We start from the raw sequence: 23,875 nt of genomic DNA on the forward strand, positions 1-23,875 counted from the left end.
AAATGTTACTTCACTCTTAAGCTGCTCGGCTCTTCTTCTTCCTTGTCAGCAGATTTAAAATGCACACCATGGATATGTACATTCACTTCAACAACGTGAAGTCCCGTCATAGAGGAAATCGCATTTTTCACATTTTGCTGAATAGCGCTTGCGACATCTGGAATCCGATGTCCATATTCCACAATAACGGATACGTCTGCTGCAGCTTCCTTGTCTCCGACCTCAACCTTAACGCCCTTGGCCAAATTTTTGCGGCCTAGAAATTCCGCTATACCGCCGGCCAATCCTCCGCTCATTCCTGCGACACCTTCTACTTCGATCGTTGCCAAACCGGCGATAATTTCCACCACTTCCGGTGCAATTTGTATCGTGCCTAAATCCGTTTTTTCATAATCCGGGGTGATCGTTGCCATAACCTACACCTCCTGTAAAGTCAAAAACTCTTTCCATGAATTTCACGGACCCTACCGGAAATTGAACTGGGGGCATTCATGAAGAGATGATCCAGCTGTGAAGCTTGGATTGCTGGACACAGAGTTGTCTTATAATAATAATATAACATTCGGCATTTTTTATGACAAATCGGATGTCCTTAGGAGTTCGGATCGTTCACATCGTGTTCTTCCAAAAACTTGATATCGAAATCTCCGCGAACAAAGCGGTGATGATCCAGCACCTTTAGATGAAAACCGATCGTCGTGTGAACGCCTTCGATCGCAAATTCAGACAATGCCCTCTTCATTTTTGCTATCGCTTCATCTCTTGTGGCTCCCCATACAATCAGCTTCGCAATCATGGAATCATAGTGCGGCGGAATACGATAGCCCTGATAGGCGGCGCTGTCCACACGAACTCCGGGACCCCCTGACGGAAGATAGAACTTGATTTCTCCAGGAGAAGGCATAAAGTTGCGTTCAGGATCTTCCGCATTGACCCGGCATTCAATCGACCAGCCGTTAATGTGAAAATCTTCTTGAGAGATGGAAAGCGGATTGCCTTCTGCAACAGAGATCATCTCTTTAATGATATCTATGCCTGTCACCATCTCCGTCACCGGATGCTCCACCTGTACTCGTGTATTCATTTCCATGAAGTAGAATTGACCGTCCGGAGAAAGCAAAAACTCAAGCGTTCCCGCGCCGGAATAATTTACGGCCATTGCCGCTCTCACTGCCGCGTCTCCCATTTCTTTGCGAAGCTCAGGCGTAAGAATCGGACATGGCGCTTCCTCGATCAGCTTTTGCCTGCGTCTTTGCACGGAGCAATCCCGCTCGCCCAAATGCACGACATTCCCATGCTGATCGGCAAGAATTTGGACCTCTACGTGTTTCATGCCGGTCAAAAATTTCTCCATATATACACCGGCATTGCCGAAGTTGTTCTGAGCTTCCTGCTGGGCAGCCGTAATTTGGCGTATCAGCATTTCCTCGTTCTCAACGATACGGATTCCTTTACCGCCGCCTCCTGCCGTTGCTTTAATGACGATCGGATAGCCGATATCGCGAGCCAACATCAACGCTTCGTCAATATCCTCGATCAATCCATCGGAACCAGGAATGACCGGCACTCCTGCATCCTTCATCGTCTGCTTCGCCACAGACTTGTCGCCCATTTTGCTGATCGCTTCGGGAGATGGGCCAATAAATTTGATATTGCAGCTTTCGCAAATTTCTGCGAAATCAGCATTCTCGGAAAGAAAGCCATAGCCTGGATGAATGGCGTCGCATTCCGTTAAAGTGGCCACACTCATAATGTTCGTCAAATTCAAATAGCTGTCTTTCGAAGCGGTTGCACCGATACAATAAGCTTCATCTGCGAGCCTTACATGCAGCGCGTCCCGATCTGCCTCCGAGTATACCGCGACCGTATAGATTCCCATTTCACGGCATGCTCGAATAATACGAACTGCAATCTCACCGCGGTTGGCTACCAGTACTTTGTTGAATTTCATTCGTAAGATCCCCCTAATTTACTGCGCCTTTACTTTAAAGAGCGGCTGACCGTATTCAACCAGCTGACCGTTCTCTACTAGAATCTCCACGATTTCTCCTTTAACTTCCGCTTCGATTTCATTCATCAGCTTCATCGCTTCTACGATACATACCACGGTCTTCTCATCCACCTTGTCCCCTTTGCTGACGAAAGGAGCCGCGTTCGGAGATGGGGAAGCGTAGAAAGTGCCTACCATCGGGGAAGTGATCTGATGATACTGACCGCTTTCCTGAGCAGCTGCTTCCGTATTTTTCTCTGCTGCTGGCGCTGTTTCAGGCTGCTGCTGTACTACAGGCTGCTGGGCTGGAACTGCCGGAGCAAAAGCAGGTTGAGAAGGCGCAGAAGGAATCACGATCGATTCCGTTTTGCCTGGTTTACGGATAAGCAAACGAGAGCCCTCATTTTCTATTTCCAGTTCCTGAATATCCGATTGATTGACTAGTTTAATTAATTCTTTAATTTCATTTAATTTATACATCACAACAATCACTCCCTTGCGTTTATGCCTTATCCTTTATGTAAAATCTTAAGAATGCCAGAGGCAGTTTGTCCCAACTGCAACGTTAGTATTATAACATAAACGCAAGAAATAGAAAGAGCCCGAGTATCACGAGCTCTTCGCCAAATATCGACTTTTCAAGTCTTAGTGGACCATATTAATGACGATATCGCTTTGATGTACGCCAAGCTCTTTAATCAGCATATTCGCAATGCTGGCAGCATCACTTTTTTCAAGACTGTCTGCTTTGATGCTTACTTTCCAGGTTCCATTCTGCTCAGAAACAAGCGCATGGCTGTATTCCTGCATCAATTGCTCTTCCAGCTGGCTGATTTTATTATCTTTTTCTTCTAAAGCGTGCATATCCTCATAGGCTTTCGCTTGGGCTTCCGCGTCCCCTTCGGTGATGATTGTCATCAGTTTTTCGTATTCTTTGTCGAAATTTTCATTCCGTTCCATTTGCATTGTCGCAAAATAATCCTCAGCTGTTAAATTGGAACCTTGCTCCAGCATTTCAAGGATGTTCGCGTCCTCGGATGTGCTCGCTGCTACATCTTCCTCTGCACCCGGTTCTGCCGATACATCTGCAACATACTCTTCTGCAACTTCTTCATCTGCTGTTTCTTGGGCGGTGATATCATCAATGACAATTTCTTCAGATGTGAAAGTACCGGTTGGCGCTGCCGTATCGATTTCATTTACATCCTCTGTGAACAAGTAGTAAGCAGACAGCACCACCATTAAACTTAACATGGAGACCAGCCAAATTGTTTGTCTCTTCGAATTCATTCTATTCTACCTCCTGAATTGTGTTATCATTTCATTTTTATCGTTCAATTAAGACTGCTTTCTCGGTACGACTGACAATCGATGACTTGGGACGCCTAGTCCCTTCCTGACCGACTCCACGATGAGCTGCTTGACTGTCGCATTCTCTGCTCCGCCGGCCACAATGATAATTCCTCTAATTTTGGGCTTGATCGTTTTCAGAATAATCGGCTGTTGACCGCCCGAAACTTCATACAGTACAATCTCGCCATCCTTCGTAATGCTCGTAATATGGCGGGTTGCACCGTCGACATCCTTCTCATTGGTCAGCTGTTGAGATTCACGGGTATTGCGATAGACCACCTTTTCCTCGGTTGACTCAATGCTGACCATCACATCCACTGCCCCAACACCGACGATTTTTGAAAGCACTTCCTTTACACGATTCTCTACATCTCTCTCATACTCCAAGAAGAGTGAATCGGATGCGCCTTCTTCTAATGACAACGGCTGTTCCAGACCTTCCTCCGGAGGAGAGGCGCGGTCGTCGTTTAAGTTCATGCTTTGATCCGTAATGAAAGAATTGAGAACAACGAACGCAACACCGACAAGTCCAAGTAAAATGAGCATGCGCAGCGTTTTGACCTTCTTTTCTCCATCCTTTCCACCGCCAATCCATCGTTCAAGAAACTGCAGCCATTTCCCCAATCTGGCCTCACCTCCTTCGAAGATCGAGTTAGAATTTATGGTCAACGTTTTCCGCAATAACGGAAACGTGGATTTGTTCCTGGTTTAAACCCCACTGCTGCTCAAGCCATTTTAGCGACTGCTCAATGATCTGCTTATCCTCTTCATTCACCCGTTCTTCTTTGGGCTTCGTTTGTTCGCCGACATTCACTTTGATATCTACAGACTCGACAGGCTGAACCTCAATTGGTTCAAACTTCTCTTCTTCCTTCTCCACTGCAGCTGTAGGCTGATTTGAAATAACTGCTTCCAACCGCTGCAGCCTCGGTTCCCCATCGGGGCTTATATTCAGCTCCGCATGAACCTCCAACACCTCCTGATTCAGTTCCTGCTGCAGCCCTGCTCGGGTCTGCTCTTCAATTTCCCTCTGCACCACGGCCAGCGTTTGCTGCTCCTGCTCCTTCTTCATCTGTTCCGCATTGTCGATGATCGACCCCAGCCCGGTCATCTCATTTTGATTGATTTGCGCCTCAGTTCTGCTCAAGGATGCGGTGTATACCTCCAGCTCCGTACCGCTTAACAAAAACCGTACAACAGGTTGAAGGATGGTCAGCAATATCACTAAGCTGATGACGACTTTCACATACCGCTGGAGCTTATTGTTGGGGAGCAAAAGCTCCACAAAGGTGGCCAGCATGATGATCATAATAATTTCTCTCAACCAATCATATAACCAACCCACCTATAGACCTCCATCCTTTCCTTGAGTACTGAATGAAGCGCAGTTTCAATTTTGCAAGATCAAACAACGGTTACTCGAAACCTTGCCGCTTCAGCGCATCATGACGGATAAGTTGCCTGCTGCGATCATGATGGTCACGGCTAAGAAAAACATAAATCCGACGGCAGCGAGGGCGGCGAACACATAAATCATGCTCTTGCCAATTGTTTTCAAGCATTCGCTGATCGGCGTTGCCCCAAGCGGCTGAAGCACGGCTGCGGACAAGTTGTATATGAGCGCCAAGGTCAATATTTTGATCGCCGGAAAAGCGCAGAGCATGATAATAATGATGACGCCGACGATCCCGATCGAATTTTTGACAAGCAATGATGCGCCGATGACCGTATCCGAAGCGTCGGAGAACATCCTTCCTACGACCGGTACAAAGTTGCCTGTAATGTACTTTGCCGTTCGGATCGTTACTCCGTCCGTGCTGGCGCCTGTCGCCCCCTGAACCGAGATGACGCCTAGAAAGATCGTCAGCATGCCTCCCAGCAAGGCGATCCCGATATTGCGGAACAAATCGGCCAGCTGGTTAATTTTGTACCTTTCCGTCATCGAGCTGACGATATGCAGCACTGCTGAGATGAAGAGCAGCGGGAAAACCACTGTATATATCAACGTCCCCACCGCATGAATCATAAATACGATTAAAGGATGAAGGACGGAAACCGTCACGATATTCCCCATGGAAGCGAGCAAAGTCATGAGCAGCGGTACCATGGCAATCATGAAATGAATCATACTGGATATCGCGTCCTTAGCGTATCCAATGGCGACACTAAAGCTGTTCACCGCGATGATCATCAAGACGAGATAGGAAACGGTGTAGGCGACTTTGCTCACGGCTTTTTTCTCAAACGCGCTTTGCAGCGTCTCTAACAGAACACTAAAAATCGTAATCATGATGATACTCACCATCAGCTTGCCGTTATACAGCACTTCCTTAAAGAACAATTGCAGCAGCAGCATGAAGATCTGCTTCAGACTGAAGCCTTCTCCCCCAGGGACGATCATTTCCATCAATGTCGGCGGCTCGGAACCGGGAACCGCTTCCTTGTACTGCTTCATCAGCTCATTCCAATACTGCTCCACCGGCTCCGTATGGAGTCGTTCCGCTTGCTGTTCGATGATGTACTCTTCGGGTCCCGCAGCAAGGGTCGCGCCATGCGTCCCGATGAAGATCATAGCCGCGATCACCACTGCCCATTTCCATTTCATTCATTCCAACTCCATTAAGCGGGGAGCAGCTTGAGCACCGTCTCAATGATGACCGTAATAATTGGTATGGACATGAACAAGATGAGCACCTTTCCTGCCAATTCAATCTTGGAGGCAATGGATTCCTGTCCGGCGTCTCGAATGATCTGCGCCCCGAATTCTGCTATATAGGCTATTCCGATAATTTTAAGTATCGTTTTTAGAAAAATAAGATCGACGTTCGATTGCATCGCCAAATCTTCGATCACCTTAATGACAGATGAGATCTTGCCAATCAGAAACATGAATATCATGATGCCCGTAAACGCCGTTAACAGGAAAGCGAACAACGGCTTCTGTTCCTTTATGACAAGGACGAGTATGGTCGCGATGAGTCCCAGCCCGACAATTTGAACGATCTCCAAAACAATTCACTCCATCGCATTCGAATCGCACGAAGGTCCATTACAGCCAAATCAATTTCATAATACCTTCAGCAGCTTTCATCAATACTACATGTTGTATCGAACGGTTCAATCGGTCCATATGTAGTTACAAATTCGGTATTTAGATCATTTATGAAATGGATTGCCAAGATTCAAATGCAGAATTTTGCGTCAGCTACCCATATAGATTGACCTTTATTGAAATAGAAATATCGTTTTGATCTCGGTAAACAGCTGATCCAGCAGCTTAACGACCATAAACAAGACGATGACAAAACCAATGACGGTTACCCAATGCGCCATATCCTCCTTACCCATTTGTTTCAATACGGAATGAATCATCGCGATAATGATGCCGATACCTGCAATTTGGAAAATGGCATTGATGTCCATACCCATAGTTCCTAGAGCACCTCTTTCTAGAGCTTCGCTGCTACAACAATAGGATCACAACCAATACGCCAAAAAGGACCCCCAAGCTTTTCCACATTTTTTCATAGCGCAGTTGGTTTTCCCTGGCTGTATCTTCCTCGGCCGAAAGCTGTCCGACAGCTAATTTAATATGTTTCATCTGATCCTCCCGATCTGAAATCCCTAACGTATGCCCCAGACGAAGCATGATCTCCTTTTCGTTTTTACGCATGGCGGTGTTTCCCCATCCCTGTTCAATCCCTTGATTCCAACACTGCTGCGCCGTTCTGCCTCCTTTTTCCCGCAGGAGATCGGCAATGTGCATGTAGATCGAATGAAGCGGTGAACTGCACTGCATTCCTACCCGATGCACTGCTTCAGGAAGAGGCGTAAGTGCATAAAAAATTTCCGTTTCCAGTCTTTGCAGGCTTTGGATCAGCTGGCGAATGTGTTTCGGACGATTGGCAATAAGCGACGCCTGATAAAATCCGGCTGCCGTGCTGGCAACTAGAATGAACAGGCTACCTATGATTTGAAGCAATATGACTACCCGCCTTTACCAAAGAGCGTACCGTTCCCATGGTTTGCCCGTTTCCGTCCAGGATTCGAGCCTGATAAAACTGTCCTGACCTGCTCTCCAATAGGATGTATCTCTCAAATGCTTTCATCTCCAGCAGCTCTTTCATCGCCGGCCTGGAACGGAGTTCCGCCAAAGAAGCTGCATGGGCCGTCGCCAAAAGCTTGATTCCGGACCGAACGGCTTCCTTTACCGCAGCCGCATCGTCAGCGCTGCCTAATTCATCAACGACGATCATCTCGGGGGACATCGAACGAATCAGCATCATCATGCCTTCTGCTTTCGGACAGCGATCGAGAACATCGGTCCTCGGTCCAACATCGAATATGGGAACCCCTCTATGGCACGCAGCAATTTCAGATCGTTCATCCACAATCGAAACTTTCAAGCTGGGATAAGAGGCCTGTCCCTGGATGATTCCGCTGCTCAGCAGGCGGGCCAGGTCACGAACCATCGTCGTCTTGCCTAACATGGGTGGAGAAAGTATCAGGGTATGCAGATACGTATGTTTCTCGCGGCTCCAAAGATAAGGGATCATGGGAAGTGCACTGTCCTTGTATTCCTTGGCCAAGCGAAAATTAAAGCTGCTGATCTCCTTCAAATGCTTGACTCTTCCGTCTGCAGTTACGGCCGTCCCGCTGAGGCCCACACGATGTCCGCCGGTTATCGTAATGTATCCTTGCTTTAGCTGCTCTTCATATGAATATAAAGAATGCTCGGTTATGCAATCGATAAATTGTCTGCAATCTTCTTGACTCGGCATATATGCCAGCTGCGGATCCCCTCCAACCGCACCGCTGGGCGTTACAAAGCCAAAACCACCGGCAAAAGCGATCTCTAACGGTCTTCGTTCTCTAACTCTTATTTCTTCAAGCTGTTGTTTCATAGTTTGCGGCATGTTTTGAAAGATTTGTCGCATCGAGACAGGCAGCATATCGATCCATTGCGTCATCTTCAATCCCCCAAGTTGTCCAGTCTGTTACCACATATGTATGCTTGGACTATCAAATTATGACTGCGGATCACACGAACTCTATTTTTTTAAAATGCCGATAAATAGACAGCTGACACCTAGAAAGATCCATGCCAATTTGGAAAATGACAGTTTATCCGCCATTCCTACTAGACCAATCGCTGTCGTAGTAATCAGAATGATGGGTCCTACTAAGGCCAACGCTGAATTGACCAAAAGCGCTTTATCCACTTGATTCAACCGAAACATAATGAATGCTGCTATGATTTCTATCGTTCCGGACAGCACTCGTAAACAAACCATCGCCATCACAAATTTATTCAGCAATTCTCACACCTCCATAAGTTCCTTTTTAACCATATGCGGGCTTGTTCGATTTTAGGAGTACATGCTGTGAAAGTTGAGCAGAACGGGGAGCGGTTCGTACACAATCACATCGAGACAGATGCCCGCATATATTGCCTACAAACCACATACATTCTTTTACAGTAAGGAGATAGGTAGAAATGGAGATCATTTCTGAGTTGGGATGGAACCCGAGACTTGTTGATCCGACCAAGAATCGAAATAAAAAGCCAAGAACTACCACAGGCATTACGATGGTTTTAGATAAAGGACTCGGGATCACTGCGCTGGAGGATTTTCTGCAAACCGCTTCGGAGCACGTGGACATTATCAAGCTGGGCTTCGGAACATCGGCACTATATCCCAAAGAGGTGCTTAAACAAAAAATCGAGCTGATCAAGAAGTATCAGGTGCTTGTCATGCCCGGAGGCACATTTTTAGAGGTAGCCATTGTGCAAGGCGCTTTGAAGGATTTCTTCCATTCTGTCATCGATTTCGGCTTTGACGCGATTGAGGTTTCCGACGGTACGATCGAAATGAGCCGACTGCTTAGAAATGAGATTATTCAAACTTCCTTTGATCTGGGGCTAGAGGTATTTACGGAATACGGTAAAAAGCTGCTCGGCTCAAAAGTGGATGCGGAAGAGCTGCTCAGCACACTTACCTTCGATCTTGAGCACGGCGCTCGGATGGTTACGGTGGAAGGCAGAGAATCCGGGGTGGGAGTCGGTTTATTCGATGAAAAAGGAGAGCTGGAGGCGGAGCAGTTCAGTGAAATTATGAAGCATCTCCCGGCTCCTGATAAATTGCTGTGGGAGGCTCCTCTGAAATCTCAACAGCTGTTTTTACTCCAGCACTTCGGCCAAAATGTGAATTTAGGCAACATCTCTCCTCAGGATGTCATGTCTTTGGAAGCCTTAAGAAGAGGCCTTCGCTCCGATACCATGACCCTCTAAGAAACTGTCTCGTCTTGAGGTACAGTACACTCACGGGAGATGAAATCCGGGAGGTGGCATTTTGTTAGCAGATGTGATTCCAAGCATTAATGAAATTCGAAGCGACGAGCTTCAAGGGAAGACCGTGATGGTCATCGATGTGCTGCGTGCGACTAGCACGATAACTACAGCTCTAGCCAACGGCAGCTCCGGTGTCATACCGGTTGAAACGGTATGCCGCGCCAAGCAATATCAGAGCGCAGATCAAGAAATCCTATTGGGCGGAGAACGGTTCTGTAAAAAAATTAATGGCTTTGATTTGGGAAACTCCCCTTTAGAGTATGGAACGGATATCGTGAAAGATAAGCGGATTGTACTCACTACGACAAACGGCACCCGTGCCATTCAGAAATCAATCAAAGGCAGTCAAGTGATCGCGGCCTGCTTCCTGAACATAGACGCATGCATCCAATTCGCGCTCGAATCCAAGAAGGATGTCGCGATCGTATGCTCCGGTACCCAAGATCGTTTTTCATTGGAGGATGGCCTGTGTGCAGGTTTATTAATCCAGCGGTTGAGTGAAGCGGACCCGAAGCTTGTCTGCAACGATTTTGCCACCGCAATGCGTGCAGCGTACCTTCAAATGGCAGAGCATCTTGAAGAAGTCCTGATGTCCAGCGACAACGGCAGAAGAATGTGCAAAATCGGTTTTGAGGCGGATATTCGTTTTTGTGCGCGGCTGAATGAATATTCTGTCGTACCGATCTTAAACGGTCAGATGCTGACTCCTTATAGGTTCTAAAAGCGATCCCTTGTCCATACAATGTTGAAGAGAACGTAAGGACAGGGGTTAATCAATGTGAATGGTGATATCCTATTACTCATCTTAATTATTATCGGAATGGTCGGCCGCTCGAACATTATTACAACCGCCGCATGCATCCTGCTGATCGTTAAGCTGATCCATCTTGAGCGGTACTTGCCCACGATTGAGAGAAGAGGATTAGAATTAGGTTTGCTCTTTCTAACGATGGGAGTGCTCGTTCCTTTCGCAACGGAAAAGATCGCGTGGAAGGATATTACTTCTGTCTTTACGACGGCACCCGGCATTATCGCATTAGCAGGCGGCGCCATCGCTACGTATATGAACGGCAAAGGCCTTGATCTACTGAAGATGGATCCCCAATTGATCGTCGGTCTCGTCATCGGCTCTATCTTTGGGATTATTTTCATGAGAGGAATCCCCGTCGGCCCCCTTATGGCTGCCGGCATTACTGCATTTTTATTGAAGCTGGTTTATTACATTTTTGGTAAATTCCATTAGCGCTTATTTGATATAAGCGAGACATAGATCATGGAATGACAAAGTCCCGGATCCCAAAAAAAGTTCCATTCTCCAAGCGCGCAGCAAGAGGAGAATGGAACTTTTACTTTTCTAATGAATGCGATTATCTGCGATCTTTAGGGCCGCCGACAAACACCGTTTGATTTGTGTCCAAGTCATACGCGGTATGTAACGCCAAAATCACCTCAGTCAGATAAGACTGTTCAATGACGCAGGACACTTTAATTTCAGACGTGCTTACCAGTTTAATGCTGGCCTGCTGCTTCGAAATCACATCAAACATTTTCGCAGCAACGCCCGGATTGCTGACCATCCCTGCACCGACAATGGATACTTTCACCAAATTCGTCTCAGAGGTCACTTCATCAAAATTCACTTCGGATCTCGTATTCTCTACGATTTCAACAGCTCGGTCCATCTCTTCTAACGTGACGGTGAAAGAAAAATCTGCTTTACCGTTCAGGACACCGCTTTGGACGATGATATCTACATTAATATGATGTTCAGCCAGTGCGTTGAAGAACTTTGCCAAGACACCCGGCTGATCTTCTACGCCCAAAATACTGATTCTCGCAACATTTTTATCGTAAGCAATTCCGCGAACGGATGCTCCATTCTCCATAACGGCTTCCTCCTTTACATAAGTCCCTTCATTATTCGTAAAGCTGGAACGCACAACGAGAGGCACCTGATACTGCTTGGCGTATTCCACTGCTCTTGGATGCAGCACCGCAGCCCCTAAATGGGCCAATTCCAGCATTTCATCGTAAGATATTTCATCCAGCTTTTTCGCGCAGCGAACAATTCTCGGATCCGTGGAATAAACCCCGTCCACATCCGTATAAATTTCACAAAAATCCGCCTTCACTGCGGCAGCAAGCGCAACGGCCGTCGTGTCGGAGCCACCGCGGCCAAGTGTTGTAATTTCGCCTTCATCCGATGTTCCTTGAAAGCCTGCGACAACGACAATCTTTCCTGCATCCAGAGCTTTCATGATTCGATCCGGCTTAATATCTTTTATACGCGCTCTACCATGGCCGTCATCCGTTCGCATCCCTGCTTGCCAGCCGGTGAATGATACAGCTTCGTGACCCAATTGTTGAATCGACATTGACAAGAGGGCAACGGAAACCTGTTCCCCCGTCGTTAAAAGCATATCCATTTCTCTAGCGGATGGACGATCCGTTATCTGCTTCGACAAGTCGATCAATTCATCTGTTGTATCTCCCATGGCCGATACGACAATGACGCACTGATGGCCAGCCAGTTTCTTTTCCACAATTCGCTGAGCAACTTTTTGCATACGTTCCGCAGAACCTACAGAACTGCCTCCGAATTTCATTACATATAATGACAAAGCTTTCTCACTCCCTAGATTGCTCTTTTGCATATAAGGCATATTATAGCATAGGAGCTTCGTTAGTTCAGCACCTTTTCACAGAAAACCCCTCAGCTGGAGTAAGCCGAGGGGCTGGTTCGATCATCAAATTTAAGCGCGGGATACGTACTTGCCATCCGATGTGTTGATCAGTAGAACGTCGCCTTCATTAATGAATAAAGGCACTTGAACCGTATGACCTGTTTCAAGGACCGCATTTTTCGTAGCACCTGTTGCTGTGTTTCCTTTGATGCCCGGCTCGGTTTCCGTTACTTTCAATTCGACCGAGTTCGGCAAGCTGACACCCAGAATTTCACCTTGATAGCTTTGGATGTTGACATTCATATTGTCTTTCAGGAACTTCAGTTCCCATTCCAACTGGTTAGAGTCCAGTGTAATTTGATCATAGGTTTCCAAATCCATAAAGACATGCTCATTGCCGCTTGCATACAAATACTGCATTTCTTTATTTTCAATGTGAGCTCTTCCTACCATTTCACCTGCACGAAAGGTACGCTCTACGATATTGCCGTTACGCAGGTTTTTAATTTTAGCTCTTACGAAAGCGGCGCCTTTCCCGGGTTTAACGTGTTGGAAATCTTGAACTGTGAAAATGTCTCCCTCTACCTCAATCGTAAGTCCTGTCTTAAAATCGTTAACTGAAATCAAATGTATTCCCTCCTAATAATATGAAAAGCAACAAAATTGCCCTGCTCACAAAATAATTAGTCTATAGTAATGAGATCTTTTGGTGCCTTCGTCAATACACGAATCCCTGAATCTGTCAAAATGACGTCATCTTCAATCCGGACTCCGCCAAATCCAGGCAAGTAAATCCCTGGCTCCACTGTCACTGCCATCCCCGATTCCAATACGGTATCACATGTTTTCGACAACCGTGGCGCTTCATGCACTTCCAGACCTAAGCCATGACCTGTACCGTGGCCAAAATGATCTCCGTAACCATACTTCGCGATGATGTCTCTAGCGAGCGCATCACCTTCCCTGCCCGTCAAGCCAGGTTTCAGACCTTCCAAGCAGGCCAGCTGCGCCTCTAAGACAATATTGTAAATTTCCCTATGCTTCTCGCTAGGCTTGCCGATCACGATCGTACGGGTAATATCGGAGCAATACCCTTTATAATACGCACCGTAATCCAATGTCAAAAACTCATTCTTCCCGAGTACGCGATCAGATGCTGTACCATGCGGCATCGCTGAACGTTCCCCCGAAGCGGCGATCGTATCGAACGACGTCGAAGCAGCACCGTTCTTGCGCATGAACATTTCAATCTCCAGTGCGACGTCCAATTCCTTCATTCCCGGACGAATGAGATGGAGCAGATGCTCAAACGTGCGATCCGCCAAATCCGCAGCTTCCTGCATGATTTGAATTTCCTCTGCATCCTTATACATCCGGAGCTGTTCAATTAACGAATCCGCCGGAATCAACTCGATGCCGGACAAGCTGGATTGAAACTGCTCATATTCTGCATAGGATACATGTTCCTTCTCGAAAGCAAGCTGGCGAATGCCTTGCTCCTGCAGAGATTTCAGCACGTGCTCCATCACATTCGGACCATGCTCAATCACTTCAAAGGCTTTCGCCTGCATCGGCGCTTGGGTCATATACCGAAAATCCGTAAATAGAATGGCTTTATGCTTCGTGACAAGCACATAACCAGAGCTGCCAGTAAAACCGCTAATATATCTCCGATTATAGCTATGGCTTGTAAAATAAGCTTCATAGCCCAAATGTTCCATTCTTTGGCGAAGTTTCTCCACTCTTGCTGTCTCCATTTTCATTCACCCGGCTTTATGGATATTTTCGATCAATGCTCTTAAACCCAGTTCGTAGCTTAACGGTCCAAATCCGGCAATTTGGCCTATCACCACCGGAGCGGTAACGGACACATGTCGGAATGCTTCACGCTGATGAATATTGGAAATATGAACTTCAACCGTCGGCAGCTGAACCGTCGAGATGGCATCCCGGAGTGCATAGCTGTAATGAGTCAGCGCTCCTGGGTTTATCAATATGCCGTCGGCGCTGCCATACGCCTCATGAATTCGATCGATTAATGCCCCTTCATGATTCGATTGAAAAAATTCCAGCTCGCATCCTAAGGACTCTGCCAGAACATTCAGTTTCTGTTCAATCGCTTTCAGACTTAACGTACCATAAACTGACGGTTCTCGAACGCCAAGCATATTCAGATTAGGGCCGTTGATGACAACGACTTTACAGGTTTTATTCATTTTCTTCATCCATTCTAACAACCAAATTAGACCCTGCAATTACCACTAGCCATTTTACCATATCCATGTTTCGTTTGTTAACTATTATTTGTTCAGCATCTTCGTTAACGGCTCTGGCTCACGCTTCCGTTCATCATTAAATTCCAGAGTAATTGAATAGCCGATAAAGATCCCCCACAGTAGGAATAAACAAAACTCCGTCGTCATTGTATTGAGGCTCACTCTTGTGATCGGTTCAATGATACCCATGAAAGGCCCGATAGCCACAGCAATGATCACCCACCAAGCGAAGCCGTAAATAAGACCAATCCATGGCCCGTTGAATTTGGCCAAAAACAAGGTATAGATGAACGAAGCCAAAATGGAAAACAGTATGAAGTAAAGCCACCCCAAAACTCTTCCTTCGGTCGATTGCAGATACTCATGCTTATAAAATGGTTCTGCGAGAAAAGCAGGAAACCATTCAGTCATTTCAAAATAATACAGCAAGCTCTGGATTCCGCCCCAAATCAAACCAGCGAAAAATCCGATATGCAGCGCATACAGCCATTTGTTACTGCGATGAACGGTTTGAGAAACGGTGCTCATGATGTATATCCTCCTCGTTTGTTCTCCAACATTCATCTCCTATTATGTACAAATTCCCTCCAGGTAAACAGTTGGCTTTTCCAACATAAATTGAGTACAATGGGAATAGACGAATGAGTAAGGAAGGTGTGTTTTTTGCCTCAAAAGAATGCAAACGTGGCTTACGGGGGCCAAGCCGTCATCGAAGGGGTGATGTTCGCCGGTAAAACGGTGAATGTAACGGCTGTTCGGCGAAAATCAACCCAGGAGATTGAATTTTTTGATGCCCCTCGCAGCGATAAAAAATGGGTGGCTGCCCTCAAGAAAATTCCGTTCATCCGAGGGATCGTGGCCATCATTGATTCCAGCGCAAAGGGCGCACAGCATCTGAATTTTTCTGCAGAGGTTTTTGCGGAGGAAGAAGGAGAACCCGCCGAAAAAAAATCGCGTAACAGCTTATCGATGATTCTGGGCGTTGCCGTTGTCGGCGTTTTGTCGTTCCTCTTCGGCAAATTCGTATTTACTTTAGTACCTACGGCGTTAGAACAATTAATTTTCGGGCAAATGTTCGATCATCTTTTCCTTCATAACCTTCTGGAGGGACTTATCAAATTAATCTTGCTGCTCTCTTACATTTACTTCATTTCATTAACACCGCTTATCAAGCGCCTTTTTCAATACCATGGCGCAGAGCATAAAGTGATCAGCTGCTATGAATCCGGGCAGGAGTTAACCGTAGAAAATGTACAAAAATTCAATACGCTGCATTATCGATGCGGCAGCAGCTTCATGGTGTTTACGGTCATTGTCGGAGTGTTGATCTATTCGTTCTTTGAATACGATAACATCTGGGATCGAATGCTCGATCGGATCCTGCTTCTTCCCGTTGTCATCGGAGTATCGTTCGAGGTGCTTCGACTCACGAACAGTTTAAGAGATATTCCGGTATTAAAATATTTAGGTTATCCCGGACTGTGGCTGCAGAAGCTGACAACGAAGGAGCCGGATGATTCTCAGGTCGAAGTCTCGATTGCTTCCTTCAAGCATATGCTGGAGCTAGAGCAGCGAAATTTAAATACGAAATAAATGGATGGTGACCCCATGCGCCAAAATCAAAAATGGATTGCAGCCGTAATCATCATCGTCATGATCATCGGAATTGTCAGCAGCGTACGTCAATTATTGATTCCGATCATCGTACTGGGTCTGATTTTCGTCCTATACAAGCTTCCTCCGAAACGATGGAAGCTCATCTGGACGCGTATGCGATTGAATCAAATCCAACGATCCAAACAAGCCAAAAAGGCCAAATTTCGCGTTATTGATGGAAACAAAAATAAAGATCCCGATGATCCGCCAAAGCGAATGTATCATTAATTCACAAGCAATAAACTGCTCGGTGCCTATGCAGCCCAAGCGGTTTTATTTTTGAATAGCCTATCAATCTATGCCTTCAGGATTTGAACTTTTTCTCCGTTTCCCAACACATATTTGCTGTACGCATCCAAATATCCAGAGTAGGACCAATGCTGGAAGAACTTTCGTCCAGCCAAATACCCTGCCTCAAACAGCTCCAAGCTCTCTTCCTTAGACAGGTCAAATTGAGTTGCTCGGACACCTAGTGAAGGTACTTTAACGGTTCTAAAGCGATTATGTGTTTCAATATAACGCTCATCATGTGCATCCATCATCGTTGAGAACAGCGCTTGGAACATGCTGATCGGCCCGTGGATTTCCTTCGTTTTCGCATCCTTGCGTCCGACAATCTGAAAACCGATCGTAGGAATCATCTTCGATTGCTGCTGCTCCTCGTCAAACAACCAAAGCGGAAAATTACTAAGAATGCCGCCGTCGACTATATATGTGACCTGTGAAGCGAACTTGCGCTTCTTTTTTCCTTCCCCCGTTGATAATGCGGCAGGCTTGCGGATCACGACAGGATCGAAATAATAAGGAATGCTGCAGCTCATTCGGATTGCTCTGGCCACTTCTAATTTGCCTGGATCCACACCCAGCTGGGCAATATCGTTCGGAAGCACCATCAGCTTCCCATCTGTAATATTCGACGCGATAATCCGCAGTTGATTCGGCCTCAGATCCGAGAAGGTGCGAATGCCCTTTTGGAGTAAAATGCGGCGAACCCAATCCTCCAATTCATTGCCTGAATAGAGTCCCTTTTTAATGATCATTCTGGCTATAGGTCCGAAGGTCGTCTTATGAATCACTGTTTTCTTCGTAAACATCGTAAACGGCGTATCGATAATCATTTGCCTTATTTCATCAGCATCGTATCCTGCGGCCAAAAAAGACGCAATGATCGAACCAGAGGATGTTCCGGCGACAGACTCAAAGCGTATGCCCTTCTCCTCTGCCGCTTTGACCGCTCCTACAATGGCAATTGCTTTTACACCCCCGCCTTCGAATACCGCATTACACTTCATCGCCATCGCTCCCCCAGACGGATTCCTGCATGTTATGATGTATGCAATGATCGCTTGCCCTATGACCGATTTCATGAAAAAAGGCGTCCCCCGATTCATACGGATGACGCCATGATTTAACCTGATTCCATTTCGGAACGAATTTTAAGCAGCTGCTGCTTGGATTCCGGATTTTGCTTTAAATATTCAACCAACGCTTCAATACATGTTATAGATTCCCAGCTTAGATGGTGTTCTATCCCTTCGACATCTCTGTAAATTTCCTCTTCGTTGACCCCGATCAAACCTAGAAAATCCTCAAGCAGCTGGTGCCTGTCCAAAAGCCGCTTGCCGATTTTTTTGCCTTTCGCGGTCAAGATCAAGCCTCTGTACTTTTCATATATCAAATAATTGTCTTTATCCAGCTTTTGAATCATTTTCGTCACGGAAGAAGGATGGACTTCCAGACCTTCTGCAATGTCAGAAACTCTGGCATACCCTTTCTCATCGATGAGTTGATATATGCGTTCCAAATAGTCTTCCATACTTGGCGTAGCCAATTCTGATTCCTCCTCCGATTGTGCGTTCCACTCTTAGTATATTACACTTTATTCCTTTTCGTTTGCAACCGTCTGCGGCCCAATGTTTCCCTTCATGAAGGCACAGCAGCCAGTAGAAACTAGCTTTAAAATGAGTGAAAAGGAGAATTCATCTATGCCTACACAGGTATTGGAAGCCGGTCGGAAGAAGCTTGTCACGAAGCCCTTTTTACCCGATCTTGTCTATTTCGAGCCAGATGCACTGGAATATCCAAAAGGACGAAAAATATATGATTGGGCCAAGTCGCATGGCCTTCCCATCCGAATGACGACATCGCATAATCGGATCACCGATCTTCCCGGAGATACGGAGCTGGAGAAATATCGAAATGCGAAAAGAACACTCGTTGTCGGCATTCGCAAAACCTTAAAATTCGATACCTCCAAGCCTTCCGCAGAGTATGCGATTCCGATTTCTACAGGCTGCATGGGACACTGTCATTATTGTTACTTGCAGACCACGTTGGGAGCGAAGCCTTATGTCAGAGTGTATGTGAACACGGACGATATTTTGCGGGCGGCGCAGCAGTATATCGATGAACGCAAACCGGAAATCACCCGTTTTGAAGCGGCGTGCACTTCAGATCCAGTCGGTTTGGAGCATATAACGGGATCGCTGCAGGATTTAATTGAGTTTATGGGCAAGCAGGAATATGGACGGCTTCGGTTCGTGACGAAGTACCACCATGTAGAGCCGCTGATCGGGCTAAACCACCAGCTTCATACGCGTATTCGTTTTAGTATAAACAGCGATTATGTCATTCGGACGTTCGAACCGGGAACGTCCCGCTTCGAAGAACGTATTGAAGCGGCTTCGAAAATTGCAAAAGCGGGATACCCGCTGGGATTCATTATTGCTCCGATCATATGGTATGACGGATGGGAGCAGGGATATACGGAGCTTCTCGAGAAGCTTGCTGAGCGGCTGGAGCTGCAAGAAAAGACGGATCTTACGTTCGAATTGATCCAACACCGGTTTACGAAGACGGCCAAGCGCGTTATTGAGCAAAGATATCCGAAAACGAAACTGGAAATGGATGAAGCAAAGCGCAAGTATAAATGGGGACGTTGGGGACAGGGCAAATACGTCTATCCAGACGAACAGGCTGAAGCCCTTAGGATGTTCATTACGGAGCAAATATTTTTGCATTTTCCCGATGCGCGGATTGAGTATTTCACTTAAAATTTTCATACCATGACGAAGAACCCGTAGAAAGCTGCGTCAGTCTTCTACGGGTTCTTTCTATGATATTAGAATGTCAGCCATTCCGGTGTAATGCTGTTAAGCCATTGAGTGATTTTGCTCATGTGACCGGTGTACAGTAAAATACCGAACACGATCATACACGCTCCGCCAATCTTCATAATGATATTCGAATACTTCAAAATCCAACGTGTAGAACCAATGAAAAACGCCATCACGAAAAACGGAACTGCAAAACCGATCGTGTAAGCCGTCATCAGCGGAAACCAGCTGCCTGGCTCTGTCGAAGCTAAGGCGATAATTGCCGACAGGATCGGTCCAACACAAGGCGACCAGCCTGCTGCAAAGCCGATACCAATCAAGAATGTCCCAAGATAGCCCGCTCGTTTCAAGCCGACATTCAGCTTCATTTCTTTCATAAGCAGCTGCGGCTTAAAGACCCCCATCAGAAACAATCCCATGACGATAATCAAAATTGCTGCCAGAGAACTGATCAATTCCCGATTGTCCCGAAATAAGTCGCCGACAAATCCAGCCGCAGCTCCTAATGTGTAATAAATCACGGAGAATCCAAGAATGAAGAACAAAGTATGTGTCATGGTCTTGACACGCATTTCCTTCGTCTGTCCAGACTTCAACTCATTCACGGAAATTCCCGTTATGTAAGAAATATAGGAAGGATACAGCGGCAAGCAGCAAGGTGAAATGAAGGATGCAACACCTGCCCACAACGCGATCCATAGGTTGACTTCCAAAATCCAATCCACTCCTTCCAAATAATGAATCCTCTAGGATATATGAGACAAAGAGAAAACCCACAAAAGTTGAAAATGGGTTTCCAAGATCTTTTGCGGGATTCATACTCTGAACCGTATTCGTTTATTATACACGAAATCCTTTTTTGAAGAACAGGATTGTCACCAAAATGCCAATTAACAGCAGCACGATGGATCCGCCCGGAGCGATGTTGTACAAGCCTGCAGCCATTAGCCCCGCGATCACTGCCGCCTCCGATATAATGACAGATACGATAACGGTATGCTTAAAGCTTTTGCCAAGTGCCAAGCCACTGGCAGCCGGTATGGTCAACAAGGCGCTCACGAGCAGAACCCCGACGACTTTAATCGCTGAGCTGATGACTAGGGCTGTCAGGACAGTTAATACGATATTCATCCATCGGACTGGGAGTCCATTCACAGCGGCCGCATCCTCATCAAATGTGAGCAAAAACAGTTCCTTCAGCAGGAAGCTGACGAGACCAAGCACAACGATGGTGACGATCAGTATCGTCGATAAATCCGTCTGATCCATCGTAAAGATGCTGCCGAAGAAATAGCTCTGTACATTAATATTGTATCCTTTGCCTACCGTGAACAGAATGGACGCTAACGCTACCCCTCCTGACATGATGATGGCGATCGAAAGCTCCGCGTACGTTTTATACGTTTTACGCAGCTTCTCGATAATAAAAGCCGCCGCCACCGCAAAAAGAATGCCCGTAGCGAGCGGATACCAATTAATCAGTACGCCGAGAGCCACTCCAGCGATCGATACGTGAGCGAGTGTGTCCCCAATCATGGCCAATCTGCGCAGTACGAGCAAAATGCCGATTAACGGTGCCATGAGACCAATCAGCCCCCCGCCAATGAGCGCTCTCTGAAAAAAAGGTTCATAGATGATATCCAATGTTCTTACTCCCCTATCTGTACCGGTTCACGGACAGCCTGCTTGTGAAAATACTCCAATGAGTGCATCAAATCCGTCTCCACACAGTCCTGAACCTCGTGTGAGTGCTTCACAAAGAAGTTCAGCTTGCCGCTGCTTTGCTTCGGCTCATGCCCCAAATAGGCCTTCATCATGTCCAGATCGTGTGATACCATCAAGAATGTAATATTATGGTGCTGATGCATATGCTGAATCATATAAAAGAATGATTGTTGTGTCTCACTGTCAATACCGACGGTCGGCTCATCGAGAATGAGCAGCTCCGGGTTGTTGATCAACGCTCTTGCCAAGAACACCCGCTGCTGCTGTCCACCGGATAATTGGCCGATTTTATGATCGGCAAGATGCTCAACACCTAAAGCTTTCATGGCATCCATGCATTTCTTCTGATCCTTCTTATGAATCGGCCGGAACAACTTCTTTCGATTATATAATCCGGACATGACCACTTCTTTCACCGTTGCCGGAAACAATGGATTGAAGGAATTCTTTTGCGGTACATACCCGATACGTTCCCAATCCTTAAATTGTTTGATCGGGGTCCCAAAGAGACGAATGGTTCCCTGCTTTGGCCGAAGCAGACCGACAATCATTTTCAGCAGCGTCGTTTTGCCCGCTCCATTCGTGCCAATCAATCCGACAAAATCCCGCTGCAGCACGTTCAAATTCAAATCGCGGATGACCTGCCGATCTTCATAGCCGAAGGATACATTTTCTATAGTAATGACCGGTTCGTGACAAACACTCTGGTCAAGCATAAGACACTTCTCCTCGTAGAATTCGATTAGATGAAACACATATGATCTTGTGTATATCGTTACTATTGTAAAGCTTTCTCCAAGGATGTCAAATTCGATTTCATGAGGCTAATATAATCTTCCCCAGCTTTTTCCTGTTCTTCGGACAATCCTTCCAGCGGGTTAAACACCAGACTTTCGATATCCAGGTCATTCGCAAGCATTTGGGCGATTTCCGGGGAGACGAGCTCTTCAAATAATATATATTTCACATCATGCTCTTTAATGAAATCCGATACCTTCTTAATATCCTGTGCGGTAGGTTCCGCTTCCGGGGAAAGGCCCATGACGCCGATTTGCGTTAGTCCGTACTCTCTAGCCAAATAAGTATAGGCCTGATGGGAAACGACCAATTCCTTCCTTGATGCCGCGTCTACTACGTCACGATATTGCTGATCCAATGTATTCAGTTCCGCTACAAGCTGATCGAGGTTTTCCTTATACACCACTTGATGCTCCGGATCAGCTGCAACAAATCCATCGTATACATTTTGAGCCATTGTCTTCATCTGCACCGGACTCATCCATACATGAGGATCCACACCATGATCGTGACTATGCCCATGCTCCTCTTCCGCTGCTTCTTCTTCGTGATCATGAGCTGCTTCGTCTTCTCCCGCAGCACCTTCCTCATGATCATGAGCCTCTTCCGATCCCTCTTCCTCATCGGTATGTATCAAGTCGGCGCCTTTCGTAGCCTCGATAATGCTCAGATCCTCGGAAGCGTCCAGACTGCTTAGAAAATCTTCGACCCAGCCTTCAAACCCGGCCCCATTGTATACGAACATATCGGCTTTTTTCATATTCACGAGATCTTGACTCTTCGGCGTCCAATCGTGCGGCTCCACACCGGCAGGAACGAGGTTGATCACGTGGGCGTAGTCTCCGCCAATTTCAGAAGCCAAGAAGTAGACAGGATAAAATGTCGTCACAACGTTCGTCTTGCCTTCTTCCAAAGTAAATTTACTATCATCCCCGCATCCCGCGAGTGCGATCATCATCATAATCAGTACAATAAAACCTGTTACCTTTTTCATTCTTGATCCCTCATTTCTTAATCGTAAGTGTTACGTTTTAGTACAAAAGGAATTATATAGGCCCCACTCCGCACTTGTCAACATTTTTTTTTAGCTTGTGCGGAGAGAAAAAGGCTCATTCCACAATAAATAATCTTTGTGGAGTGAGCCTTTCCATGGCAAGCGATGAAATGAGGTTCTGTATTTTAATAAGGTTAAATCATAATGAAGAAACTGAGAATCCTTTTCGTAGCCGTTCCGTTCATATAAACACTGCCTGCCTGATTTCGAACTCTTTCACGAAGATCCACTTTCCTCAATGAATGGTGTACACATGACATTCTCGTTGTGATATTATACGATACGAATAACGTACATATCGGTCTGGAGTGAGCAGAATGAAAGATATTTAAAACGGCACACTACTCCACCGTGAATACTTAATCTACAGATGTGATTTCTTGTTCTTGTCGCGTGTCACCATCATACGTTTAAAAAGTTGCAGTCGCTCGAACTCGATATGTCCCCGGTTCACTCATTGTAAATTCGTAATATGCTTTACTTCGATGGTCCTCCCCATTGTATCGAAATGCTGTACCCGGCTCTAATTCGGTTTCAAAACCAATATCATTGACTGCAAGAAGAATTTCAGCATCCTGTTCGATGGGTTTTCCCTCTTGATCCATGATTTGATACGTAAATAGGTTCGCACCATATGAAATCCGAATCGGAGCATTTGTATTGTTTTTCAAAGTTCCGACCACATTGAAGGGTTGATTCACTTTAATTTCTGAAAGCACATCGATTCTGATGGTAAAGGGGTTTTGATTTGTATCCACGCCATGAGAGTCCGTGATTTTCTCGGCAGCGACACCGCTTGAATTCCCGGAGGAATTACTACAGCTTGCGAGAATGAGGGATACTGTCAAAATAATAATATACACTCTTAGAC

General features: G+C 46.2%; 30 protein-coding genes. 6 read left to right on the plus strand and 24 right to left on the minus strand.

Annotated elements, in window-relative coordinates:
* Positions 1-5: 5 nt before the first annotated feature.
* From ACFPXP_RS15210 to ACFPXP_RS15265, 12 genes are all read right to left on the minus strand, one after another.
* Positions 6-413 (minus strand): Asp23/Gls24 family envelope stress response protein, encoded by a 408-nt coding sequence (locus ACFPXP_RS15210; RefSeq protein WP_379895171.1) that lies wholly within the window; start codon positions 411-413, stop codon positions 6-8.
* Positions 414-592: 179 nt separating this feature from the next.
* Positions 593-1,951, minus strand: a complete 1,359-nt coding sequence (gene accC / locus ACFPXP_RS15215; RefSeq protein ID WP_379895173.1) for an acetyl-CoA carboxylase biotin carboxylase subunit — start codon at positions 1,949-1,951, stop codon at positions 593-595.
* Positions 1,952-1,969: 18 nt separating this feature from the next.
* Positions 1,970-2,470 carry an acetyl-CoA carboxylase biotin carboxyl carrier protein gene (gene accB / locus ACFPXP_RS15220; RefSeq protein WP_379895222.1) on the minus strand — a complete coding sequence of 167 codons (501 nt, stop codon included), beginning with the start codon at positions 2,468-2,470 and terminating at the stop codon, positions 1,970-1,972.
* A 165-nt stretch (positions 2,471-2,635) separates the two neighbouring features.
* Positions 2,636-3,280, minus strand: coding sequence for a SpoIIIAH-like family protein (locus tag ACFPXP_RS15225; RefSeq protein ID WP_379895174.1), 645 nt, complete (start codon positions 3,278-3,280; stop codon positions 2,636-2,638).
* A gap of 48 nt (positions 3,281-3,328) precedes the next feature.
* Complete coding sequence (spoIIIAG, locus tag ACFPXP_RS15230; protein WP_379895175.1) at positions 3,329-3,967, minus strand: stage III sporulation protein AG; 639 nt, start codon at positions 3,965-3,967, stop codon at positions 3,329-3,331.
* A gap of 28 nt (positions 3,968-3,995) precedes the next feature.
* Positions 3,996-4,688, minus strand: a complete 693-nt coding sequence (gene spoIIIAF / locus ACFPXP_RS15235; protein ID WP_379895177.1) for a stage III sporulation protein AF — start codon at positions 4,686-4,688, stop codon at positions 3,996-3,998.
* Positions 4,689-4,778: 90 nt separating this feature from the next.
* Positions 4,779-5,948: a stage III sporulation protein AE gene (gene spoIIIAE / locus ACFPXP_RS15240; RefSeq protein ID WP_379895178.1), complete on the minus strand. Its 1,170-nt coding sequence runs from the start codon at positions 5,946-5,948 to the stop codon at positions 4,779-4,781.
* A gap of 14 nt (positions 5,949-5,962) precedes the next feature.
* Positions 5,963-6,352 carry a stage III sporulation protein AD gene (gene spoIIIAD, locus ACFPXP_RS15245; protein ID WP_379895179.1) on the minus strand — a complete coding sequence of 130 codons (390 nt, stop codon included), beginning with the start codon at positions 6,350-6,352 and terminating at the stop codon, positions 5,963-5,965.
* Between the two features lie 216 nt (positions 6,353-6,568).
* Positions 6,569-6,772 (minus strand): stage III sporulation protein AC, encoded by a 204-nt coding sequence (gene spoIIIAC, locus ACFPXP_RS15250; RefSeq protein WP_379895180.1) that lies wholly within the window; start codon positions 6,770-6,772, stop codon positions 6,569-6,571.
* A 34-nt stretch (positions 6,773-6,806) separates the two neighbouring features.
* Positions 6,807-7,325, minus strand: a complete 519-nt coding sequence (gene spoIIIAB, locus ACFPXP_RS15255) for a stage III sporulation protein SpoIIIAB (RefSeq protein WP_379895181.1) — start codon at positions 7,323-7,325, stop codon at positions 6,807-6,809.
* Complete coding sequence (gene spoIIIAA / locus ACFPXP_RS15260) at positions 7,306-8,313, minus strand: stage III sporulation protein AA (protein ID WP_379895182.1); 1,008 nt, start codon at positions 8,311-8,313, stop codon at positions 7,306-7,308. The genes spoIIIAB and spoIIIAA overlap by 20 nt, the downstream gene beginning before the upstream one ends.
* A gap of 81 nt (positions 8,314-8,394) precedes the next feature.
* On the minus strand, positions 8,395-8,661 hold the full coding sequence (locus ACFPXP_RS15265) for a YqhV family protein (protein WP_379895183.1): 267 nt from the start codon (positions 8,659-8,661) through the stop codon (positions 8,395-8,397).
* Between the two features lie 179 nt (positions 8,662-8,840).
* On the opposite strand from ACFPXP_RS15265, the gene ACFPXP_RS15270 reads away from it, so the two are divergent.
* From ACFPXP_RS15270 to ACFPXP_RS15280, 3 genes are all read left to right on the plus strand, one after another.
* A complete protein-coding gene (locus ACFPXP_RS15270) occupies positions 8,841-9,635 on the plus strand; it encodes a phosphosulfolactate synthase (RefSeq protein WP_379895184.1) in 795 nt (264 codons plus the stop codon).
* A 61-nt stretch (positions 9,636-9,696) separates the two neighbouring features.
* Entirely contained in the window at positions 9,697-10,416 is a 720-nt protein-coding gene (locus tag ACFPXP_RS15275) for a 2-phosphosulfolactate phosphatase (protein WP_379895185.1), read from the plus strand.
* Positions 10,417-10,473: 57 nt separating this feature from the next.
* Positions 10,474-10,938: a DUF441 domain-containing protein gene (locus ACFPXP_RS15280; protein ID WP_379895186.1), complete on the plus strand. Its 465-nt coding sequence runs from the start codon at positions 10,474-10,476 to the stop codon at positions 10,936-10,938.
* A 124-nt stretch (positions 10,939-11,062) separates the two neighbouring features.
* Here ACFPXP_RS15280 and ACFPXP_RS15285 read toward each other — a convergent pair whose 3' ends face one another.
* From ACFPXP_RS15285 to ACFPXP_RS15305, 5 genes are all read right to left on the minus strand, one after another.
* Positions 11,063-12,316, minus strand: a complete 1,254-nt coding sequence (locus ACFPXP_RS15285) for an aspartate kinase (RefSeq protein WP_379895187.1) — start codon at positions 12,314-12,316, stop codon at positions 11,063-11,065.
* Positions 12,317-12,448: 132 nt separating this feature from the next.
* Positions 12,449-13,006: an elongation factor P gene (gene efp, locus ACFPXP_RS15290; RefSeq protein ID WP_379895188.1), complete on the minus strand. Its 558-nt coding sequence runs from the start codon at positions 13,004-13,006 to the stop codon at positions 12,449-12,451.
* Positions 13,007-13,062: 56 nt separating this feature from the next.
* Positions 13,063-14,136 (minus strand): M24 family metallopeptidase, encoded by a 1,074-nt coding sequence (locus ACFPXP_RS15295; RefSeq protein ID WP_379895189.1) that lies wholly within the window; start codon positions 14,134-14,136, stop codon positions 13,063-13,065.
* 6 nt (positions 14,137-14,142) lie between these two features.
* Complete coding sequence (gene aroQ / locus ACFPXP_RS15300; RefSeq protein ID WP_379895190.1) at positions 14,143-14,595, minus strand: type II 3-dehydroquinate dehydratase; 453 nt, start codon at positions 14,593-14,595, stop codon at positions 14,143-14,145.
* Between the two features lie 84 nt (positions 14,596-14,679).
* Complete coding sequence (locus ACFPXP_RS15305; protein WP_379895191.1) at positions 14,680-15,183, minus strand: YqhR family membrane protein; 504 nt, start codon at positions 15,181-15,183, stop codon at positions 14,680-14,682.
* Between the two features lie 135 nt (positions 15,184-15,318).
* Here ACFPXP_RS15305 and ACFPXP_RS15310 point away from each other — a divergent pair, with 135 nt between their 5' ends.
* Together ACFPXP_RS15310 and ACFPXP_RS15315 are read left to right on the plus strand one after the other, a co-directional pair.
* Complete coding sequence (locus ACFPXP_RS15310; RefSeq protein ID WP_379895192.1) at positions 15,319-16,248, plus strand: DUF1385 domain-containing protein; 930 nt, start codon at positions 15,319-15,321, stop codon at positions 16,246-16,248.
* Positions 16,249-16,263: 15 nt separating this feature from the next.
* The gene (locus ACFPXP_RS15315; RefSeq protein ID WP_379895193.1) at positions 16,264-16,539 is read left to right on the plus strand and encodes a hypothetical protein; all 276 of its coding nucleotides are present in this window, start codon (positions 16,264-16,266) and stop codon (positions 16,537-16,539) included.
* A gap of 68 nt (positions 16,540-16,607) precedes the next feature.
* Here the strand turns inward: ACFPXP_RS15315 and ACFPXP_RS15320 are convergent, their stop codons facing one another.
* A complete protein-coding gene (locus ACFPXP_RS15320; protein WP_379895194.1) occupies positions 16,608-17,678 on the minus strand; it encodes a patatin-like phospholipase family protein in 1,071 nt (356 codons plus the stop codon).
* A 41-nt stretch (positions 17,679-17,719) separates the two neighbouring features.
* On the minus strand, positions 17,720-18,142 hold the full coding sequence (gene mntR, locus ACFPXP_RS15325; RefSeq protein WP_379895195.1) for a transcriptional regulator MntR: 423 nt from the start codon (positions 18,140-18,142) through the stop codon (positions 17,720-17,722).
* Positions 18,143-18,296: 154 nt separating this feature from the next.
* Between mntR and splB the strand changes: the two genes are divergently transcribed.
* Positions 18,297-19,364, plus strand: coding sequence for a spore photoproduct lyase (gene splB, locus ACFPXP_RS15330; RefSeq protein WP_379895196.1), 1,068 nt, complete (start codon positions 18,297-18,299; stop codon positions 19,362-19,364).
* Between the two features lie 68 nt (positions 19,365-19,432).
* On the opposite strand, the gene ACFPXP_RS15335 is transcribed toward splB, so the two are convergent.
* The 5 genes from ACFPXP_RS15335 to ACFPXP_RS15355 form a co-directional block, all read right to left on the minus strand.
* A complete protein-coding gene (locus ACFPXP_RS15335) occupies positions 19,433-20,143 on the minus strand; it encodes a cytochrome c biogenesis CcdA family protein (RefSeq protein ID WP_379895223.1) in 711 nt (236 codons plus the stop codon).
* Positions 20,144-20,267: 124 nt separating this feature from the next.
* Positions 20,268-21,071 (minus strand): metal ABC transporter permease, encoded by an 804-nt coding sequence (locus ACFPXP_RS15340; protein ID WP_379895197.1) that lies wholly within the window; start codon positions 21,069-21,071, stop codon positions 20,268-20,270.
* A 5-nt stretch (positions 21,072-21,076) separates the two neighbouring features.
* Positions 21,077-21,868 (minus strand): metal ABC transporter ATP-binding protein, encoded by a 792-nt coding sequence (locus tag ACFPXP_RS15345; RefSeq protein ID WP_379895198.1) that lies wholly within the window; start codon positions 21,866-21,868, stop codon positions 21,077-21,079.
* A gap of 62 nt (positions 21,869-21,930) precedes the next feature.
* The gene (locus ACFPXP_RS15350; RefSeq protein ID WP_379895199.1) at positions 21,931-22,944 is read right to left on the minus strand and encodes a metal ABC transporter solute-binding protein, Zn/Mn family; all 1,014 of its coding nucleotides are present in this window, start codon (positions 22,942-22,944) and stop codon (positions 21,931-21,933) included.
* A 470-nt stretch (positions 22,945-23,414) separates the two neighbouring features.
* Positions 23,415-23,867: a hypothetical protein gene (locus ACFPXP_RS15355; protein WP_379895200.1), complete on the minus strand. Its 453-nt coding sequence runs from the start codon at positions 23,865-23,867 to the stop codon at positions 23,415-23,417.
* Positions 23,868-23,875 lie beyond the last annotated feature (8 nt).

This window comes from Marinicrinis lubricantis, assembly GCF_042658665.1.
Classification (GTDB): Bacteria; Bacillota; Bacilli; order Paenibacillales; family KCTC-33676; genus Marinicrinis; species Marinicrinis lubricantis.

Coding starts and splice junctions, on each gene's coding strand:
- ACFPXP_RS15210 (WP_379895171.1), bottom strand. CDS start 413: ATGGCAACGATCACCCCGGATTATGAAAAAACGGATTTAGGCACGATA.
- accC (WP_379895173.1), bottom strand. CDS start 1,951: ATGAAATTCAACAAAGTACTGGTAGCCAACCGCGGTGAGATTGCAGTT.
- accB (WP_379895222.1), bottom strand. CDS start 2,470: ATGTATAAATTAAATGAAATTAAAGAATTAATTAAACTAGTCAATCAA.
- ACFPXP_RS15225 (WP_379895174.1), bottom strand. CDS start 3,280: ATGAATTCGAAGAGACAAACAATTTGGCTGGTCTCCATGTTAAGTTTA.
- spoIIIAE (WP_379895178.1), bottom strand. CDS start 5,948: ATGAAATGGAAATGGGCAGTGGTGATCGCGGCTATGATCTTCATCGGG.
- spoIIIAC (WP_379895180.1), bottom strand. CDS start 6,772: ATGGGTATGGACATCAATGCCATTTTCCAAATTGCAGGTATCGGCATC.
- spoIIIAA (WP_379895182.1), bottom strand. CDS start 8,313: ATGACGCAATGGATCGATATGCTGCCTGTCTCGATGCGACAAATCTTT.
- ACFPXP_RS15270 (WP_379895184.1), top strand. CDS start 8,841: ATGGAGATCATTTCTGAGTTGGGATGGAACCCGAGACTTGTTGATCCG.
- ACFPXP_RS15295 (WP_379895189.1), bottom strand. CDS start 14,136: ATGGAGACAGCAAGAGTGGAGAAACTTCGCCAAAGAATGGAACATTTG.
- aroQ (WP_379895190.1), bottom strand. CDS start 14,595: ATGAATAAAACCTGTAAAGTCGTTGTCATCAACGGCCCTAATCTGAAT.
- ACFPXP_RS15305 (WP_379895191.1), bottom strand. CDS start 15,183: ATGAGCACCGTTTCTCAAACCGTTCATCGCAGTAACAAATGGCTGTAT.
- ACFPXP_RS15315 (WP_379895193.1), top strand. CDS start 16,264: ATGCGCCAAAATCAAAAATGGATTGCAGCCGTAATCATCATCGTCATG.
- ACFPXP_RS15320 (WP_379895194.1), bottom strand. CDS start 17,678: ATGAAATCGGTCATAGGGCAAGCGATCATTGCATACATCATAACATGC.
- splB (WP_379895196.1), top strand. CDS start 18,297: ATGCCTACACAGGTATTGGAAGCCGGTCGGAAGAAGCTTGTCACGAAG.
- ACFPXP_RS15345 (WP_379895198.1), bottom strand. CDS start 21,868: ATGCTTGACCAGAGTGTTTGTCACGAACCGGTCATTACTATAGAAAAT.
- ACFPXP_RS15350 (WP_379895199.1), bottom strand. CDS start 22,944: ATGAAAAAGGTAACAGGTTTTATTGTACTGATTATGATGATGATCGCA.